An 18,390-nucleotide genomic window follows, 5' to 3' on the forward strand; every position below is an offset into this window, starting at 1 on the left:
TTTCCGAGCCGTTACGTAAACGAGCGGTATGTAAACAGCATGTTTCGGATCGCGGGGCGTTCGATGTGAATCGAGCCGTGATTCAGTCGTGCGGCGGTAGTTCGCCGGTCGTCAGCGCGATCATCCGCGACATCGCGCGCAGGTACTTCTTGCGGTAGCCGCCGGCCATCATCTCGCCGTCGAAGACCTCATCGAGGGGGATGCCGCTCGCGACGATGGGCACCTCGGCGTCGTAGACGCGGTCGATGAACGCGACGAGCCGCAGGGCGGCGTTCTGGTCGTTCAGTTCGTGCACGCCCTCGAGCGCGATGATCTCGACGCCGTCGATGAGCTTGATGTACTTCGCTGGATGCACCGTGGCGAGATGTGCGATGAGCTCGTCGAACCCGTCAAGCGACACGAGATGCCCGCGTGACGCGAGGGCCTCGGCGGTGCGGGTGACGTCGGCCGTGTCGGGAAGGGCCTCCGCGTGCCCCTCGGTGTCGCGGCGCCGGTAGTCGAGGCCATCGATGCGGTGCGTCTGGAAGTTCGCGGAGAGGGCATGGATCTCGCGCAGGAAGTCGGCTGCCGCGAAGCGACCCTCACCGAGCGCGTTCGGAGGCGTGTTCGACGTCGCCGCGACTCGCGTGCCGCCGGCCATGAGCTCGCCGAGGAACCTGGTCATGAGCATCGTGTCGCCCGGATCGTCGAGCTCGAACTCGTCGATGCAGATGAGCCGCGCGCCCCTGAGCAGGTTCAGCGCGGCCGCGTAGCCGAGCGCGCCGACGAGCGCCGTGTACTCGATGAAGGTGCCGAAGTACTTGGGTCCTGGCGCGATGTGCCAGAGCGCGGCGAGCAGGTGGGTCTTGCCCACGCCGAATCCGCCGTCGAGGTAGACGCCGGGCAGCTCCGCCTTGGGCTTGCGGTTCCGCGAGAAGAACCCGCCGGGCCGCTGCGCGCGCCAGACGGCCGCGAACTCGCCGAGCCGATCGAGCGCCTCCTGCTGGGAGGGGAAGTCGGGGTCGGGCCGATAGGACTCGAACGACGCGTGCTCGAACTGCGGCGGCGGCACCAGCTCGGAGGCGATCTCGGCACCGGAGATCGACGGATTTCGCTCGATGAGGCGGATGAGGACGTTGGTCGATGCCGAGGTCATGCTTGAGTGGCTCCCGTATTGCACCGGATGACGGGGGTACTGACTTCGACCGCCGCGCCGCGTAGATTCGAGGTGGACAGGTCAACAGCCTAGTCCGCTCCCCCGCACAGCCCGTCCGATCGGACGATCCCAGGAGGTCCCATGTCCGCCGAGTTCGACTCCGCAGCGAAGTTCGCCGAGTACGCCCACCCGGAGCGTCTCGTCACCACCCAGTGGCTCGCCGAACACCTCGGTGAACCCGGCCTCGTCGTGGTCGAATCCGATGAAGACGTGCTCCTCTACGAGACCGGGCACATCCCGGGTGCGGTGAAGATCGACTGGCACACCGACCTCAACGACCCCGTCGTCCGCGACTACGTCGACGACGAGCAGTTCGCCGCATTGCTCGGCTCGAAGGGCATCTCGCGAGACTCGACGGTCGTCATCTACGGCGACAAGAACAACTGGTGGGCCGCGTACGCTCTCTGGGTGTTCACGCTCTTCGGCCACGAAGACGTGCGCCTCCTCGACGGCGGTCGCGACCTGTGGATCGCCGAGGGCCGCGAGATCACGACCGACGTCCCCCAGGCGACACCCGTCGAATACCCCGTCGTGAAGCGCGATGACTCCGCCATCCGCGCGTTCAAAGACGACGTGCTCGCGCACTTCGGCAATCCGCTCATCGACGTGCGCTCGCCCGAGGAGTACAACGGGGAGCGCACGACCGCTCCCGCCTACCCCGAAGAGAGCGCGCTGCGCGCCGGGCACATCCCCACCGCGGCATCCGTTCCGTGGGCTCGTGCCGCCGCCGGCGACGGCACGTTCAAGACGCGTGAAGAGCTCGATGCCATCTACCGCGACGAGGTCGGTCTCGCCGACGGCGACGACGTGATCGCGTACTGCCGCATCGGCGAGCGCTCCAGCCACACGTGGTTCGTGCTCACCCACCTCCTCGGCTTCGAGAACGTGCGCAACTACGACGGATCGTGGACCGAGTGGGGCAGCGCCGTGCGCGTGCCGATCGTCACGGGCGCCGAGCGCGGCGAGGTTCCGAGCCGCTGAGCGGCGGCGCGGGCGGGGTCGCAGACTGGAGTGGGACAATAGAACCGATGGATGCCACGACCCTGCCCGCCCGACTCGCCGAGACCCGCGAGGACTTCCTCGCGCTCGACGTGCGCGATCGCCTGCAGCTGCTGCTCGAGTTCTCGAACGAGCTGCCCGCCCTGCCGGCGCGATACGCCGACCACCCCGACCTGCTCGAGCGGGTCGAGGAGTGCCAGTCCCCGGTCTTCATCTTCCTCGAGGTCGATGAAGGCCGCGTGCACCTCTACGCGACCGCGCCGGCCGAATCGCCGACGACGCGCGGCTTCGCCTCGATCCTCGCGCAGGGCCTCGACGGTCTCACGGTCGACGAGGTGTTCGCGATCCCCGACGACTACCCGCAGTCGCTCGGACTCGGCGAGGCCGTCTCCCCACTGCGGGTCCGCGGCATGACGGGGATGCTCGCCCGCACCAAGCGTCAGCTGCGTCAGCGCCTCGCGGGCTGATCCTCAGCCGACGATCTGCGCTTCGTCGCCGAGTCGTTCGACGCCCTCTGCGCGCCGTGCGAGCCAGCCCGCGATGAGGTTCGTCCATCGCTCGGGGTCGTGATTCCAGAGCTTCGTGTGCCGCGCACCCTCGAAGACCTCGAACTCGATGAGATCGGGCCGCGCGGCGGCGAATCGTCGGGAACCGTCGATCGGTACGAGCCCGTCGTCGACGCTGTGCATGAGCAGGATCGGCACCGCGAACTCCTCGGCGCGGGCAACCGGGTCGAGCTCGGCGAACGTGATGGGGGCTGCGAGCCCCGTCAGGCCGCCGCTGAACGGTCCGCCGAGAACGCGCGCCACCGCATCGGCCATGCCGTTCGGCAGCCTCGACGCCCGCCCTTGGAATCTGAGGATGTCCACCCAGTCGATCGCCGGCGAGTCGAGCATGATGCCGACGAGCCGCTCGCGCACCGCAGCGGAGCGGAGCACCGCCTGCAACACGATCGATCCGCCCATCGACCACCCCATGAGCACCACGTGCTGGGCCCCGTGGTCGACCGCGAACTGCACTGCGGCGACGACGTCGGCCCATTCCGTTCCGCCGAGCCCATAGCGACGATCCTCGCTCTCGGGCGCTTCGCCGTCGTTCCGATAGGAGATGAGCAGGGAGTTCCACCCCGCCTCCCGCGCGGGCTCGACCGCGCGCAGGGCCTCGTGACGCGTCGCGCCCCGGCCGTGCACCTGGATCACCCAGCGGCCCGACGGCGACTCCGCGGGCACCAGCCACGCGGGCGCCGGGCCGAGCGACGTCTCGACGACCACGTTCTCGTACGGGTGCCCGAGCTCCCACGGACCGAGGTGGAACGACGCGTTCATGCGCCCGCGCGACGTGCGCTCGAGGCGCCCGAAGTCGACGGACTCGATGCGGCGACGCACCGTGCGGTGCTCGTCGTCGATGACGTCGCCGAGGCGGGCGTGTCCGGCGTCACGGTCGAACCAGAAGCCGTAGCGTCCGCTCATGCGAGCCTCGTCGGATGTCGCGAGCGTGATCGCACCGCTCGCGAGGTCGACCCCGATGACGCGCACGTCTTCCTCCCGAGTGGAGATCGGGATCACGACCTTGCGCGCGAAGCGCACCGTCACGGCCGCGGTCAGCGCGGCGACCCCGGCGATGAGGAGAGCCGAGGCTCCCGCTGCGATCCCGATCATCCTTGCCGTGCTCTCGCGCCGACTCATCCGTGCCCTCCCAGAGCGAAGCGGTCATCGTGTGCATGCGGTGCGGCGTGCCGTCGGCATCCGCCCCAGTCGAGACTCTAGTCTGCACTCGTGCCCGACTCTGCGATCGCTCCGCCGCCCGAGTTCGCGGCCGCACTCGACTCGCTGCGTGCGGCCTCGCCGCGTCCTGAGCTCGTGGTCACCGAGATTCCGGCGCCGGGCTCGCTCGCCCCCTACGCCGTGGCCCTGTCGGCGGATGTCATGCCGAGCCGCCACGGCGACGACTCCGAACTCGGCACGGGGCGATTCGTGCTCCTCTACGATCCCAGCGAGCCCGAGGCGTGGGGCGGACGGTTCCGGGTCGTGTGCTTCGCGCAGGCACCCCTCGAGACCGACATCGGACTCGACCCGTTCCTCGCGGATGTCGCGTGGTCGTGGCTCGTCGATGCACTCGACGCTCGCGGCGCACGATACATCGCGGCATCCGGCACCGCGACGAAGATCCTCTCCACCGGATTCGGCGAACTCGCACGCCAGGGCGACGGTGCGCAGATCGAGTTGCGGGCCTCCTGGACCCCCCTCGATTCGTCTGCGGGCGCACATGTGGAAGGCTGGAGCGAGTTGTTGTGCATGTTGGCAGGACTGCCGCCCAGATCGGAAGGGGTGACCGCCCTTCCCCGTCGGAGGTCCAACCGTGGATGAATTCCGGGTGATCGAGTCTCCCGCCGAGTTCGATGACGCCGTCGCGCGTCTCGCCGGCGGCGAGGGTCCGATCGCCGTCGACGCCGAGCGCGCGAGCGGTTTCCGCTATTCGCAGCGCGCCTACCTCATTCAGATGTATCGCCGCGGATCCGGGACGTTCCTCTTCGATCCGCCGCAGATCCCCGACTTCTCGGCTCTCCAGGGCGCCATCCACTCCGACGAATGGGTGCTGCACGCGGCGAGCCAGGACCTTGCGTGCCTCCGAGAGGTCGGCCTCGATCCCGAGCGCATCTTCGATACCGAGCTCGCCGCGAGGCTGCTCGGGATGCCGCGCGTCGGGCTCGCGTCGGTCGTGGAGGAGCTCCTCGACATCCGGCTCGCGAAGGAGCATTCGGCATCCGACTGGTCGACCCGCCCATTGCCCGAATCGTGGCTCCGCTACGCGGCGCTCGACGTCGAGCTGCTCATCGACATCCGCGAGAAGCTCGGCGCACGGCTCGACGAGACGGGCAAGGCCGATATCGCCGCGCAGGAGTTCGACGCCGTGCTGCACAAAGAGGCGAAGCCCGCGGCGGCCGAACCGTGGCGACGACTCTCGGGCATCCACGCGATGCGCAACGCCCGCAACCTGGCGGTCGCGCGCGAGCTGTGGCTGACACGTGATGCGCTTGCCTCCGAGCTCGATGTGGCACCGGGCCGCCTGGTTCCGGATGCCTCCCTGCTGGCCGCGGCCCGCGTGATGCCGACGACCCGACGCGCCCTCGCCGACCTCCGCGAGTTCAACGGGCGAGCGAGCCGTTCCGAGCTGGATCGCTGGTGGGCGGCCATCGAGCGCGGCCTCACGACCACCGATCTGCCGGCCGTGCGCGTGCCGAATGACTCGCCACCTCCGCCGCGCGCCTGGGCTGCGCGCAATCCCGAGGCCGACGCGCGGCTCCGCATCGCGCGTGCCGGGATCCTCGACATCGCCGAGCAGGTCGAGATGCCGGTCGAGAACCTGCTGACTCCCGACCACTTGCGACGCGTCGCGTGGAGCCCGCCCGCCGAGGTCACGGCCGACGCCGTCGGCGAGGTGCTCGCGAGGCTCGGCGCCCGACCATGGCAGATTGAGGCAACCTCACAGACAATCGCCGATGCCTTTGTCGAGGCGGCACAAACCGTCGAGGACGCCGCGACGAGCGCTTCGTAGGTTCCGTCAAGCGATTCAGCGGCCCCACAACGCGCTTCGTAGGATCGGAGACATCCTGATCGAAAGTGAGCTGCAGCGTGGCTGATCAAGCTGAAGTCGTGTTCGTCGACGGGGTCCGCACCCCGTTCGGCAAGGCCGGCGACAAGGGCATGTACTGGAACACCCGAGCCGATGACCTCGTCGTGAAGGCGATCGTCGCGCTCCTCGAACGCAACCCGAACGTACCGAAGGAACGCATCGACGACGTCGCGATCGCGGCCACGACGCAGACCGGCGACCAGGGCCTGACCATCGGTCGTACGGCGGCGCTGCTCGCAGGGCTCCCGAAGACCGTGCCGGGCTTCTCGATCGACCGCATGTGCGCCGGCGCCATGACGGCCACCGCGATGATGTCGGGGTCGATCGGATACGGCATGTACGACCTCGCCATCGCGGGCGGCGTCGAGCACATGGGCCACCACCCCATGGGGTCGGGCGTCGACCCGAATCCACGCTTCCTGAGCGAGCGCCTCGTGGGCGAGGACGCCCTCGTGATGGGCGCGACCGCCGAGCGCATCCACGACCGGTTCCCGCAGCTCACGAAGGAGCGAAGCGACCGGTATGCGATGGCGAGCCAGCAGAAGACGGCTGCCGCGTACGCCGCCGGCAAGATCCAGCAAGACCTCGTGCCGATTGCGATCCGCACCGAGGAGGGCTGGGGTCTCGCCACGCGTGACGAGATGATGCGCCCCGAGACGACGCTCGAGGGCCTCGCAGCGTTGAAGACGCCGTTCCGTCCGCACGGCCGCATCACCGCGGGCAACGCCTCGGGCCTGAACGACGGCGCGACGGCGGCGATCCTCGCCTCCGGCGCCGCGGCGAAGGAGCTCGGACTGACGCCGAAGATGAAGCTCGTGAGCTTCGCCTTCGCCGGTGTCGACCCCGAGATCATGGGCATCGGCCCCATTCCCGCCACCGAGAAGGCGCTGCGCAAGGCGGGCCTCTCCATCGACGACATCGACCTCTTCGAGATGAACGAGGCGTTCGCCGTGCAGGTGCTCTCGTTCCTCGATCACTACGGCATCGCCGACGACGACCCCCGAGTCAACCCGTGGGGCGGTGCGATCGCGGTGGGGCATCCGCTCGCCTCCTCGGGCGTGCGCCTCATGAACCAGCTCGCGAGCCAGTTCACCGAGCGTCCCGACGTGCGCTACGGCATCACGAGCATGTGCGTCGGCCTCGGCCAGGGCGGCACCATGATCTGGGAGAACCCGAACTTCAACAAGAAGGCGAAGAAGGCCCGCGGATGACCGACTACACGACCATCGACTTCGATTCGCTCGCCGCCCTCTCCGACGACGAGGTGGTCACGCGCTCGTTCGTGCGCGATATCCCCCTCTCCGACGGCAAGACCCTCGCGCTCGTCACGCTCGACAACGGACGCGACCACACTCGGCCGAACACCCTCGGCCCGGTCTCGCTACTCGAATACGCGAAGACGCTCGACGCCCTGAAGGCGCGCGCGTCGGCGGGTGAGATCCACGCCGTCGGTGTGACCGGCAAGCCGTTCATCCTCGCCGCGGGCGCCGACCTCACCAAGGTCGCCGAGATCCCCGACGCCGAGACCGCGCGCAAGATGGGACAGCTCGGGCACTACGCGCTCGGCAAGGCCTCAGAACTCGGCGTGCCGTCGTTCGCCTTCATCAACGGCCTCGCGCTCGGCGGCGGTCTCGAGATCGCGCTGAACGCCGACTACCGCACCGTGGATGCCTCGGTTCCGGCCGTCGCGCTTCCCGAGGTGTTCCTCGGGCTCATCCCGGGTTGGGGCGGCGCCTACCTGCTGCCGAACCTCATCGGCATCGAGAACGCGCTGAAGGTCGTCATCGAGAACCCGCTGAAGCAGAACCGCACGCTCAAGGCGTCGGATGTGCTCGAGCTCGGCATCGCCGATGCGCTGTTCCCGGCGGTGAGCTTCCTCGAGGACTCGATCAGGTGGGCAGACGGGGTCGTGTCCGGCCGCATCAAGGTCAAGCGCCCGAACGAGCCCGGCAAGGTCGAGCGGCTCGTGAAGTGGGATGTCGCGATCGGCATCGCCTCGAAGATGCTGAAGAGCCGCATCGGATCGGTGCCGAGGTCGCCGTACATCGCCCTCGACCTGCTGAAGGCCGCGAAGAACGGCTCGAAGGCCGAGGCGTTCGCGCGTGAAGACGAAGCGCTCGCCGAGCTCATCGCGGGCGACCAGCTCCAGGCATCCGTCTATGCCTTCAATCTCGTGCAGAAGCGCGCGAAGCGACCCGCCGGTGCGCCCGACACGGCGCTCGCGAAGAAGGTCACGAAGGTCGGCGTGCTCGGCGCCGGATACATGGCGAGCCAGCTCGCCCTGCTGTTCGTGCGCCGTCTGCGGGTTCCGGTCGTCATCACCGACCTCGACCAGGAGCGCGTCGACAAGGGCGTCGCCCACATCACCGAAGAGATCGAGGCCCTCCTCGGCAAGGGCCGCATCTCCCCCGATGAGGCGAACCGGTTGAAGGCACTCGTCACCGGCACCACCGACAAGGCCGATTTCGCGGACTGCGACTGGGTGATCGAGGCGGTCTTCGAGGAGCTCGAGATCAAGCAGAACGTGTTCGCCGAGGTGGAGCAGTTCGTCTCCCCCGAAGCCGTGCTCGCCACGAACACGTCGTCGCTGTCGGTCGAGCAGATCGGGGCGAAGCTCGAGCACCCCGAGCGCGTCGTCGGATTCCACTTCTTCACGCCCGTCGCGGTCATGCCGCTCATCGAGGTCGTGAAGACCCCGCACACAGATGACGCGACGCTGTCGACCGCGATGGTCACGGCGAAGAACCTGAAGAAGAACGCCGTGATCACCGCCGATACTCCCGGTTTCGTGGTCAATCGCGTGCTCGCGAAGCTCCTCGGCGAGGCGATGTACGCCGTCGACAACGGCACCTCGTTCGAGGTCGTCGACGAGGCCATCGCGCCGCTCGGGCTGCCGATGCCTCCGTCGCAGCTGCTCGACCTCGTGGGACTCAAGGTCGGCGCTCACGTGCTCGACACCCACCACTCGGCGTTCCCCGACCGGTTCTACCGCAGCGAGAACCTGCACAAGCTCGCCGACTACGGCAAGCTCCTCGACAAAGACGACAAGGGCAAGGTCAAGGGCTTCGACAAGGGCGCGCTGAAGCTCGTGTCGGGCGGCAAGAACCCGTTGACGGCCGATGAGATCCTCACTCGTCTGCAAGACGGCCTCGCCGACGAGGTGCACCGCATGCTCGAAGACGGCGTCGTCGAGGCACCTGAAGACGTCGATCTCTGCATGCTCCTCGGCGCGGGCTTCCCGTTCCAGATGGGCGGCGTGACGCCCTACCTCGACCGCGTGGGTGCGAGCGAACGGGTCTTCGGCGACACGTTCCACCACCCGCCGATCAAGGGTGTCGGCGCGTAGCCGAACGACGAAGCGGCCCTCGACGGAAGTCGGGGGCCGCTGCCGTCTGCGTGGCCGCTCGCGGTCGGCCGGTGGCCACAACCGGGAGGCGGCGGAGACTCAGCGGTCGCCGGAGCCTGCGCGCACGGTGGTGGATCCGGTGTCGGTCGAGACTCCGCGGGCGTGCGGGAGCTTCGAGCCGAGCACCATCGCCGTGACGTCGCGAGCGATGTGCTGCGGCGTGAGGCCGACGCGTTCGAGGATGTCGGCGCGCGACCCGTGGTCGAGGAACTCGTCGGGGAGCCCGACCTCGGTCACCGCGGTGTCGACGCCGGCCTGGCGCAGGTCTTGGCGGATGCGGGTGCCGATGCCGCCGACGCGGATGCCGTCTTCGATGCTCACGACGATGCGGTGCTCGGCGGCGAGACCGATGAGGCTTCGTGGCACGGGCACGACCCAACGCGGGTCGATGACGGTCGCGCCGATGCCCTGCGCTTCGAGCCGTTCGGCGACCGCGAGGCCGATACCGGCCATCGGTCCGACGGTGACGATGAGCACGTCGTTGCGGTCCGATTCGGCGAGCACGTCGACTCCGTCGTCGGCGCGGCGCACCGCGTCGTAGTCGACGCCGACGGTGCCCTTGGGAAATCGCAGCACGGTCGGCCCGTCGTCGACGGCGACCGCCTCGGCGAGTTCTTCCGCGAGGCGCACGGAGTCTCGCGGCGCCGCGATGCGGATGCCGGGCACGACCTGGAGGATCGAGAGGTCCCATACGCCGTGGTGGCTCGGCCCGTCGGGACCGGTGACGCCGGCGCGGTCGAGCACGAACGTCACGCCCGCCTTGTGCAGCGCGACATCCATCAGCACCTGGTCGAACGCGCGGTTGATGAAGGTCGCGTAGACGGCGACGACGGGATGCAGCCCGCCGAACGCGAGCCCGGCCGCCGACGTGGCGGCGTGCTGCTCGGCGATGCCGACGTCGAAGACGCGGGTCGGGAAGCGCTCCGCCATGCGGTGCAAGCCGGTGGGCCGCAGCATCGCCGCCGTGATCCCCACGAGCCGTTCGTTGTGCTCGGCCAGGTTCACGAGCTCGTCGGCGAAGACGTTGGTCCACGACGGCGACGACGCCGGTTCGAGGGACTCGCCCGTCTCGGGATCGATCTGGCCGACGGCGTGGAACTGGTCGGCAGCGTCGCGGAGGGCGGGCTCGTAGCCGCGGCCCTTGTCGGTGATGGCGTGCACGATCACGGGGGCGCCGTACTCACGCGCCTGGCGCAGTGCAGCTTCCATCGCGTGCTCGTCGTGGCCGTCGATCGGGCCGATGTACTTGATGTCGAGGTTCGAGTAGAGCGCTTCGTTGCCAGTGAAGCGGCTGAGGAACCCGTGCAGGCCACCTCGCACACCGCGGTAGAAGGCGCGCGCGGGCTCGCCGAGGCGATCGAACACCCGACGGCTCGACAGGTGCAGGTTGCGGTAGGTCTGCTTCGTGCGCACGGTGTTGAGGAACCGCGCCATGCCGCCGATGGTCGGAGCGTACGAGCGTCCGTTGTCGTTGACGATGACGATGAGCTTGCGCGTGTTGTCGTCGGAGATGTTGTTGAGCGCCTCCCACGTCATGCCGCCCGTGAGGGCACCGTCGCCGACGACGGCGATGACGTGCCGGTCGTGCTGCCCGGTCATCTCGAACGCCTTCGAGATGCCGTCGGCCCATGAGAGCGAGCTCGACGCGTGCGAGCTCTCGACGATGTCGTGCTCGGACTCCGAGCGCTGCGGATACCCTGCGAGGCCACCGGTCTGTCGAAGGGTCGAGAGGTCTCTGCGTCCGGTGAGGAGCTTGTGCACGTACGACTGGTGCCCGGTGTCGAAGACGATCGCATCGCGCGGCGAGTCGAAGACCCGGTGCATGGCGATCGTGAGCTCGACGACGCCCAGGTTGGGGCCGAGGTGACCTCCGGTCTGCGAGACGGATGCCACGAGATACTCGCGGATCTCGCGTGCGAGCTGCTCAAGCTGTTCGGTACTCAGCGCATCGAGGTCTCGCGGTCCGGAGATGGTCTCGAGCAGGGTCATCCGGGAAGCACCTTTCACCAAGCCCCAGCGGAGGCGGGGGCATCCATCGATTCTACGCGACGCCGTTTGATCGCTCACTCGACTCTGGTGCGGGGTACTGATCGGAGAGGAGAAGGACGCTACCTGTCCCGCCACTCGAACAACCCGATGCGACAGTATTCCCGGAAGCCGAGGCGGCGATAGACCGGTTCGCCCATCATGGAAGCTGCGAGGACGCTGATGCGGTAGCCGAGCGCCCGTGCCTCGAGCAGCGGCGCCATGGTCAGGGCTGCGCCGATCCCCCGGTGCCGGGCTTCGGGCACCGTGAAGACGAAGTAGATGCCGGCCACGCGGGCACCGAGGAACAGGGTCGCCGTGGCGACCGGCTCGCCGTCGAGCCGGCCCAGATAGTGCCGCCACGAAACGTGTTCGAGGCCGAGCGTCGAAAAGATGGTCCCGACCCATGCCGCCTCCTTGGGACCTTCACCGAACCCCTTGCCAAGGGTTTCCACCCAGACCGCGAGGTCATCCTGCGTCCGGACTCGGCTGACCGCGAGGCCGGAGGGCAGCTGCAGGGGCCGGAGTCCCTGGAGGTCGACGGCCATACCGATATCGTCGCCGGCATGAATGAAGCCGCGGTCCACCAGCCGGCGGCCGAGATCGACGGGGCTCATGCCCGGCCCCAGATGCCAGGTTCCCGGCACACGATGGGCCCGCATCGCGGCGAGAGACGCCGAGATCGCAGCATCGGCGCCGGTCGCATCGAGGTTCGCCCCAACCACGGCGTTGTGGTAGTCGATGGGCGAGCCGCCGATGGTCCAGCGGAGCTTGTCGTCGTCTCGCTCCTCACCGCCGCCGGCGCGACCCATGGTCATGAGGAATTCGGCGCCGTTCTCCTCGATGGCGTCGGCCAGCGCAGCAGCCGAGAAGTCATCTCGCACAACAGTCATGGCTGCCCTCCCGGCAAACTCGCACGTCACCTCTCTATCACGCAGGTCGACTCTGGTGCAGGGCGCTCATCGGAGAGGAGAATGGCGTCGTGGTCCGACGATGATGCGGGCCGACTGGAGGCTGTCATGACGGTCCGCCCAGCGCGACTCGCAGAGGTCGCGGGATTCAGCATCGACAAGGTCGCGGCAGCGGCGGGTGACGATCCCGACGTCCTCCGACTCGAGAACCTCGACACCGACGCGCCGCCGCCCAGAGAGGCCGTCGAGGCGACGAAGGCTGCAGTCGGCGAGCTGACGGCCAACTCGTATCTGCCGTTCACGGGTCGTCGCGACCTCCGTCTGGCCGTGGCAGATCGGGTGCGATCACGATCGGGTGTGGAATACGATCCCGACAGCGAGGTCGTGATCACCGCGAGCGATGGGGATGGCCTGCTCGACGCGCTGCTCGCCGTGACCGACCACGGGGACGAAGTCATCATCACCGATCCGACCTACGCGGGGATCCTGAACCGCATCCTCCTCGCCGGGGCCCGGCCACGGGTGGTGCCGATCCGTGCCGTGGAGGGCGCGTGGCGGCTCGACCTCGACGAGCTCGCGGCGTCCGTCGGACCCGCCACGCGGGCGATCGTGTTGCAGAATCCGTCGATCCCGTCGGGATACCTGCTCACGGACGCCGAGTGGCGGGAGATCGCCCGCCTCTGCGTCGAGCACGATCTGTGGCTCATCTACTGGGCTCTGATGGAGGGAATCGTCTTCGACGACGGCGAGGTCATCCACCCCGCTTCGTACCCGGGCATGCGCGAACGCACCATCGTGGTCGGCACCGTCTCGCTGGAGCAGCGCATGATCGGATGGCGGATCGGATGGATGGTCGCCCCCGAGGCGGTCATGTCCGACCTCGCGGTCGTGCACATCTACAACGGCCTCGTTGCCGGCGGTTTCGCGCAGGCGGGTGCGCTCGCAGCGCTCACCGCCGCCGACGATGGTCTTGCCGGGTGTCTCGCCGAGTGGCAGCGCCGACGCGACACGGTCTGCGATCAGCTGCGAGGCTTGCCCATGCTCGCTGCAGCGGGCGGCTGGTCGCAGATCCTCGATTCACGCGCGCTCGGGGTCGAACCCGACGCGCTGTCGCATGCGCTCATTCGCCACCGCGTGGCTGCGACGCCCATGACCGGGTGGGGCGGGCCGATCGCCGACCGGCATCTGCGCCTGGTCTTCAGTCGTGAACCCGTGCCGCGCCTCGAGCAGCTCGGCGACCGATTCGCCATGGCGCTCGCCGACCTCGGGGTCACGTCGTGGAGGGTGCCCTGAACGAACGACGGCGGTGCCGGACTCCGAGGAGTCCGGCACCGCCGTGTGGTCGTACGCCTCAGACGAGGCTGCGCAGCACGTACTGCAGGATGCCGCCGTTGCGGTAGTAGTCGGCCTCACCCGGCGTGTCGATGCGGACGACCGCGTCGAACTCGATCGCCTGCTTGCCCGCAGGCGAGTGCTCCGTCGGCGAGGCGACCACGTGCACCGTGCGGGGGGTGACGCCATCGTTCAGCGCCTCGAGACCCGTGATGGAGACCACCTCGGTGCCATCGAGCCCGAGCGAGTCGGCCGACTGGCCGGCCGGGAACTGCAGCGGCACGACGCCCATGCCGATAAGGTTCGAACGGTGGATGCGCTCGAAGCTCTCGGTGATGACGGCCTTGACGCCGAGGAGGCTCGTGCCCTTCGCCGCCCAGTCACGCGACGAACCGGAGCCGTACTCCTTGCCGCCGAAGATGACGAGCGGTGTGCCTTCGGCCTGGTAGTTCTGGCTCGCGTCGTAGATGAACGCCTGCGGGGCATCCGGCTGCGTGAAGTCCCGCGTGTAGCCGCCCTCGACGCCGTCGAGGAGCTGGTTCTTCAAGCGGATGTTCGCGAAGGTGCCGCGGATCATCACCTCGTGGTTGCCGCGACGCGAGCCGTAGGAGTTGAAGTCCTTGCGGTCGACGCCGTGGTCGGTGAGGTAGTTGCCGGCGGGGCTGTCGGCCTTGATCGAGCCCGCGGGGCTGATGTGGTCGGTCGTGACCGAGTCGCCGAGCTTGGCGAGCACACGGGCGCCGACGATGTCGGTGACCGGTGTGGTCTCCATGGTCATGCCGTCGAAGTACGGGGGCTTGCGAACGTAGGTCGACGCCGCGTTCCACTCGAAGGTGGCGCCCGTCGGGGTCTCGAGGTTGCGCCAGCGCTCGTCGCCCTCGAACACGCTCGCGTACTGGTACGTGAACATGTCCTTGTTGATCGAGCTGTCGATCGTGTTCTGCACCTCGGCCGCGTCGGGCCAGATGTCTCTCAGGAACACCTCGTTGCCGTCGGAGTCGGTGCCGAGCGCGTCGACCTCGAAGTCGAAGTTCATCGACCCCGCGAGGGCGTAGGCGATCACGAGCGGCGGGCTCGCGAGGTAGTTCATCTTCACGTCGGGGTTGATGCGGCCCTCGAAGTTGCGGTTGCCCGAGAGCACGGCGGTGACCGCGAGGTCTTTCTCGTTGACCGCTGCGGAGATCTCGTCGATCAGCGGGCCGGAGTTGCCGATGCAGGTCGTGCAGCCGTAACCGACCGTGTAGAAACCGAGGTCTTCGAGGTAGCTCGTGAGGCCGGCCTTCTCGTAGTAGTCGGTGACGACCTTCGAGCCCGGCGCGAGGGTGGTCTTCACCCACGGCTTGGCCTTCAGCCCCTTCTTCGCCGCGTTGCGGGCGAGGAGCCCGGCCGCGAGCATGACCGAGGGGTTCGAGGTGTTCGTGCACGAGGTGATCGCCGCGATCGCCACGGCGCCGTGGTCGAGGGTGAACTGCTGGCCGTCGGCGAGCTTCACCTGCGTCGGGTTGGACGCGGTCGCCGGCGCATGGCTCTTGTGGTGGTGCTCGTGGTGGCTGTGCTCGTCTTCGGGCGTGTTGCCGGGCGGGTCGGAGGCCGGGAAGGACTCCGCGCCCTCGAGGTCGACGAGGTCGTGGTCGACTCTCGCGTAGTCGAGGAGGTCCCTCTCGAACGACGCCTTCGAGACGCTGAGCTCGATGCGGTCCTGCGGACGCTTCGGGCCGGCGATCGAGGGCACCACGGTGCTGAGGTCGAGCTCCATGTACTCGCTGAAGACGGGCTCGCTGTCGGCGTCGTGCCAGAGCTTCTGCACCTTGGAGTACGCCTCGACGAGGGCGACCTGCTCTTCGCTGCGGCCCGTGAGGCGCAGGTAGTCGAGCGTGACGTCGTCGACGGGGAACATCGCAGCCGTCGAGCCGAACTCGGGGCTCATGTTGCCGATGGTGGCGCGGTTGGCGAGCGGCACGGATGCCACGCCCGAGCCGTAGAACTCGACGAACTTGCCCACGACACCGTGCTTGCGCAGCATGTCGGTGATCGTCAGCACGACGTCGGTGGCGGTGACGCCGGCGGGGATCGCGCCGGAGAGCTTGAAGCCGACGACCTTGGGGATGAGCATGGAGACGGGCTGGCCCAGCATGGCCGCCTCGGCCTCGATGCCGCCGACGCCCCAGCCGAGCACGCCGAGGCCGTTGACCATCGTCGTGTGCGAGTCGGTGCCGACGCAGGTGTCGGGGTAGGCGCGCAGCACGCCGTCGACCGTGCGGGTGAACGTGACCTTGGCGAGGTGCTCGATGTTCACCTGGTGCACGATGCCGGTGCCGGGCGGGACGACCTTGAAGTCGTCGAACGCGGTCTGGCCCCAACGGAGGAACTGGTAACGCTCGCCGTTGCGCTCGTACTCGATCTCGACGTTGCGCTCGAGTGCGTTCTCGGTGCCGAAGAGGTCGGCGATGACCGAGTGGTCGATGACCATCTCGGCCGGCGCGAGCGGGTTGATCTTCTTGGGATCGCCGCCGAGCGCTTCGACCGCCTCGCGCATCGTGGCGAGGTCGACGATGCACGGGACCCCGGTGAAGTCCTGCATGACGACGCGCGCGGGCGTGAACTGGATCTCGGTGTCGGGCTCCGCGGTGGGAACCCACGAGCCGAGCGCCTCGATCTGGTCTTTCGTGACGTTCGCACCGTCTTCGGTGCGGAGCAGGTTCTCGAGGAGAACCTTGAGGCTGAATGGGAGCTTCTCGTGGCCCGGCACGGTGTCGAGACGGTAGATCTCGTAGGACTGGTCACCGATGTGGAGCGTGTCCTTCGCCCCGAAACTGTTCACTGCAGACACGATGTCCTCTCCTTCGCGGATGCGGCCCGAACACGCGAGCGGCACTCCATCTTCTCCGTCAGACAGGGGGCTGTTCCAGCAAGGGTAACCTAAGCACCTCGCCCCCGGGCAGGCTCCGCACAAGTGCGGATTTATCTTGACGTCGAGATAACTGTATCACTCACGCGGGCGCGCCGCCGACGGGTACACGACCCGCACGACGAGCCACGAGAACACGAGCACGAGGGCATAGAGGGGCACGCCCATCAGGAGCCGCGTGGCACCGAGCGCCTCGACGTTGCCCGCGAAGTAGAACGGCACCTGCACGACGAGGCGCGCCGTGAACAGGCCGAGCCAGATGAGCGTCAGCAACTGCATGGCGCGGAGCTTGCGCCGGTCGGACCGCCACGCGGTGCCGTCGCCCATGAGGAATCCGACGATGAGCCCCAGCAGCGGCCACCCCACGAGGAGCGAGATGAGCAGCGCGAGGCCGTACGCGGCGTTCGTGTAGAAGCCGAGTACGTAGTTGTCTTCGGCGCGACCGGTCCAGAGCGCGAGCGCCGCGGATGCCCCGACGGCGACAAGACCGGCGATCGCCTGCGTCGGCGAGCTGCGGCGTGCGAGCCGCACGATCGTGAACACGACTGCGAGGCCGAGCGACGCGGCGAGCGAGGGCACGAGCTCACGGGTGAGTGTATAGACGACGAGGAAGACGAGCCCGGGCAGGATCGCCTCGGCGAGCCCGCGGAGGCCGCCGAGCGCACCGATCAGGTCGCGGCCGGTGAGCGTCTCGCCCCGCGCGAGGCCGAGTCCGGATCGCTCGGCGGCTGCCGCGACCTGGCGGCCGAACTCCCCCGCGTCGGTGCCGGTCACGCGGTCGCCGCTCGAACTCGGGTTCGGCTCGCCGGCGGATGCCGCGGCATCCGCTCGCTCATCGGATCTGGGGTCGCGCTCTGCGCCGGCATCCGTCATCGCAGGGCCTAGGCGGTGGGAGGAGTGGGACTGCCGGCGGATGAGGCAGGCATGCGAAGCGGAATGAGGTCGCGCGGCGGCATGGGCGTGTTGCCGCGCACCACGACGATCGAACGGAAGAGGTCTTCGATCTGCGCGGCGGCTGACGGCTCGACGGCCGCCTCGCCCGCGATCACTCCGCGGAGGAACCAGCGCGGGCCGTCGACGCCGATGAACCGCGCGAGGCGCATGTGCCCCGCCTGGCCCTCGCCCGCGGCGACGGGGATCTGCGCGAGCAGCTCGGGTCCGAAGGTGCCCTCGCGCACGGTCGTCGTGCCGCCCTGGCGGGCGATCTGGTCGGCGATCTGCGCGCGGATCTCGTGCCAGAGGCCGCTCGAGCGAGGTGCAGCGAACGGTTGCACCTGCAACGTGGAATTGGCGTAGTCGAGCCCGATCGCGACGACGCGCTTCGTGCCCTCCTCGACCTCGAGGCGCAACTGCAGGCCCTCGCGGGGCAGCACCTTCACGCCGCCGAGGTCGACATAGGGACGAACCGGGTTCGCCTCGGCCTCGTCGAACGGGCCGGCGGCCTCGCGGTCGTCGGGCGCCGACTTGGGCTGGTCGACGGGGGTGTCGTCGATGTTCTCGATGTCGCTCACGCGTTCACTCCTGACTTGTGCTCCCCGAATCCCGTCGAGCCGAATCCCCCTTCGCCGCGAAGACTTCCCGGCAGACGCTCGACCTCGACGAATCTCGCCCGGCTCACCGGCATCACCACGAGCTGGGCGATGCGATCGCCGACCTCGATCGGGTAGGGCTCGCTCGAATCCGTATTCAACAGGGCGACCTTGATCTCGCCTCGGTAACCGGCGTCGACCGTGCCCGGGGCGTTCACGATCGTGATGCCGTGCTTGAACGCGAGTCCGGAGCGCGGAACGACGAACGCGACGTACCCGTCGGGCAGTGCCACGGCGACTCCAGTGCCGACCGTGGCACGCTCTCCGGGCGCGAGTACAAGGGACTCGGCAGCGTGGAGATCGGCCCCCGCATCACCCGGATGGGCGTACGACGGGAGGCGGTCGGCCGTGATCAGAACATCGACGGAATCGGTCACTGTTCGAGGGTAGTG

At 68.5% G+C, this 18,390-nt stretch carries 15 protein-coding genes; 7 read left to right on the forward strand and 8 right to left on the reverse strand.

All coding sequences use genetic code 11. The features are described 5' to 3' along the window. Nucleotides 1-82: 82 nt before the first annotated feature. Nucleotides 83-1,135: a cell division protein ZapE gene (zapE, locus tag ESP51_RS11815; RefSeq protein ID WP_129521099.1), complete on the reverse strand. Its 1,053-nt coding sequence runs from the start codon at nt 1,133-1,135 to the stop codon at nt 83-85. Between the two features lie 141 nt (nt 1,136-1,276). Between zapE and ESP51_RS11820 the strand changes: the two genes are divergently transcribed. Continuing rightward, the gene (locus ESP51_RS11820; protein ID WP_129521100.1) at nt 1,277-2,176 is read left to right on the forward strand and encodes a sulfurtransferase; all 900 of its coding nucleotides are present in this window, start codon (nt 1,277-1,279) and stop codon (nt 2,174-2,176) included. 47 nt (nt 2,177-2,223) lie between these two features. After that, on the forward strand, nt 2,224-2,661 hold the full coding sequence (locus ESP51_RS11825; protein ID WP_129521101.1) for a SufE family protein: 438 nt from the start codon (nt 2,224-2,226) through the stop codon (nt 2,659-2,661). Between the two features lie 3 nt (nt 2,662-2,664). Here ESP51_RS11825 and ESP51_RS11830 read toward each other — a convergent pair whose 3' ends face one another. Then, nucleotides 2,665-3,852: an alpha/beta hydrolase family protein gene (locus ESP51_RS11830; RefSeq protein WP_164990499.1), complete on the reverse strand. Its 1,188-nt coding sequence runs from the start codon at nt 3,850-3,852 to the stop codon at nt 2,665-2,667. A 117-nt stretch (nt 3,853-3,969) separates the two neighbouring features. On the opposite strand from ESP51_RS11830, the gene ESP51_RS11835 reads away from it, so the two are divergent. The 4 genes from ESP51_RS11835 (at nt 3,970) to ESP51_RS11850 (ending at nt 9,173) form a co-directional block, all read left to right on the forward strand. Beyond that, nucleotides 3,970-4,560: a DUF3000 domain-containing protein gene (locus tag ESP51_RS11835; protein ID WP_129521103.1), complete on the forward strand. Its 591-nt coding sequence runs from the start codon at nt 3,970-3,972 to the stop codon at nt 4,558-4,560. Beyond that, on the forward strand, nt 4,553-5,749 hold the full coding sequence (locus tag ESP51_RS11840) for a ribonuclease D (RefSeq protein ID WP_129521104.1): 1,197 nt from the start codon (nt 4,553-4,555) through the stop codon (nt 5,747-5,749). The genes ESP51_RS11835 and ESP51_RS11840 overlap by 8 nt, the downstream gene beginning before the upstream one ends. 77 nt (nt 5,750-5,826) lie before the next feature. Beyond that, the gene (locus tag ESP51_RS11845; RefSeq protein WP_129521105.1) at nt 5,827-7,038 is read left to right on the forward strand and encodes a thiolase family protein; all 1,212 of its coding nucleotides are present in this window, start codon (nt 5,827-5,829) and stop codon (nt 7,036-7,038) included. Then, nucleotides 7,035-9,173 carry a 3-hydroxyacyl-CoA dehydrogenase NAD-binding domain-containing protein gene (locus tag ESP51_RS11850; protein ID WP_129521106.1) on the forward strand — a complete coding sequence of 713 codons (2,139 nt, stop codon included), beginning with the start codon at nt 7,035-7,037 and terminating at the stop codon, nt 9,171-9,173. The genes ESP51_RS11845 and ESP51_RS11850 overlap by 4 nt, the downstream gene beginning before the upstream one ends. Before the next feature lie 99 nt (nt 9,174-9,272). On the opposite strand, the gene dxs is transcribed toward ESP51_RS11850, so the two are convergent. Then, a complete protein-coding gene (dxs, locus tag ESP51_RS11855; RefSeq protein ID WP_129521107.1) occupies nt 9,273-11,222 on the reverse strand; it encodes a 1-deoxy-D-xylulose-5-phosphate synthase in 1,950 nt (649 codons plus the stop codon). A gap of 119 nt (nt 11,223-11,341) precedes the next feature. Continuing rightward, on the reverse strand, nt 11,342-12,151 hold the full coding sequence (locus ESP51_RS11860; RefSeq protein ID WP_129521108.1) for a GNAT family N-acetyltransferase: 810 nt from the start codon (nt 12,149-12,151) through the stop codon (nt 11,342-11,344). Between the two features lie 126 nt (nt 12,152-12,277). Here ESP51_RS11860 and ESP51_RS11865 point away from each other — a divergent pair, with 126 nt between their 5' ends. Further along, on the forward strand, nt 12,278-13,462 hold the full coding sequence (locus tag ESP51_RS11865; RefSeq protein WP_129521109.1) for a pyridoxal phosphate-dependent aminotransferase: 1,185 nt from the start codon (nt 12,278-12,280) through the stop codon (nt 13,460-13,462). Between the two features lie 58 nt (nt 13,463-13,520). On the opposite strand, the gene acnA is transcribed toward ESP51_RS11865, so the two are convergent. The 4 genes from acnA to dut all read right to left on the reverse strand — a co-directional run bounded on the left by acnA (nt 13,521) and on the right by dut (nt 18,375). Continuing rightward, the gene (gene acnA, locus ESP51_RS11870) at nt 13,521-16,331 is read right to left on the reverse strand and encodes an aconitate hydratase AcnA (RefSeq protein WP_129521110.1); all 2,811 of its coding nucleotides are present in this window, start codon (nt 16,329-16,331) and stop codon (nt 13,521-13,523) included. Between the two features lie 156 nt (nt 16,332-16,487). After that, nucleotides 16,488-17,282 carry a DUF3159 domain-containing protein gene (locus ESP51_RS11875; RefSeq protein WP_129521111.1) on the reverse strand — a complete coding sequence of 265 codons (795 nt, stop codon included), beginning with the start codon at nt 17,280-17,282 and terminating at the stop codon, nt 16,488-16,490. Between the two features lie 8 nt (nt 17,283-17,290). Beyond that, nucleotides 17,291-17,920, reverse strand: a complete 630-nt coding sequence (locus ESP51_RS11880; RefSeq protein WP_129521112.1) for a DUF3710 domain-containing protein — start codon at nt 17,918-17,920, stop codon at nt 17,291-17,293. Next, complete coding sequence (gene dut, locus ESP51_RS11885) at nt 17,917-18,375, reverse strand: dUTP diphosphatase (RefSeq protein ID WP_129521113.1); 459 nt, start codon at nt 18,373-18,375, stop codon at nt 17,917-17,919. The genes ESP51_RS11880 and dut overlap by 4 nt, the downstream gene beginning before the upstream one ends. Nucleotides 18,376-18,390 lie beyond the last annotated feature (15 nt).

The organism is Agromyces albus (genome assembly GCF_004134825.1).
Taxonomy (GTDB): domain Bacteria; phylum Actinomycetota; class Actinomycetes; order Actinomycetales; family Microbacteriaceae; genus Agromyces; species Agromyces albus.

Excerpts from the sequence above, each read along its gene's own strand:
- zapE (WP_129521099.1), bottom strand. The coding sequence starts at position 1,135 with ATGACCTCGGCATCGACCAACGTCCTCATCCGCCTCATCGAGCGAAAT.
- ESP51_RS11820 (WP_129521100.1), top strand. The coding sequence starts at position 1,277 with ATGTCCGCCGAGTTCGACTCCGCAGCGAAGTTCGCCGAGTACGCCCAC.
- ESP51_RS11825 (WP_129521101.1), top strand. The coding sequence starts at position 2,224 with ATGGATGCCACGACCCTGCCCGCCCGACTCGCCGAGACCCGCGAGGAC.
- ESP51_RS11830 (WP_164990499.1), bottom strand. The coding sequence starts at position 3,852 with ATGATCGGGATCGCAGCGGGAGCCTCGGCTCTCCTCATCGCCGGGGTC.
- ESP51_RS11850 (WP_129521106.1), top strand. The coding sequence starts at position 7,035 with ATGACCGACTACACGACCATCGACTTCGATTCGCTCGCCGCCCTCTCC.
- dxs (WP_129521107.1), bottom strand. The coding sequence starts at position 11,222 with ATGACCCTGCTCGAGACCATCTCCGGACCGCGAGACCTCGATGCGCTG.
- ESP51_RS11860 (WP_129521108.1), bottom strand. The coding sequence starts at position 12,151 with ATGACTGTTGTGCGAGATGACTTCTCGGCTGCTGCGCTGGCCGACGCC.
- ESP51_RS11865 (WP_129521109.1), top strand. The coding sequence starts at position 12,278 with ATGACGGTCCGCCCAGCGCGACTCGCAGAGGTCGCGGGATTCAGCATC.
- ESP51_RS11875 (WP_129521111.1), bottom strand. The coding sequence starts at position 17,282 with ATGACGGATGCCGGCGCAGAGCGCGACCCCAGATCCGATGAGCGAGCG.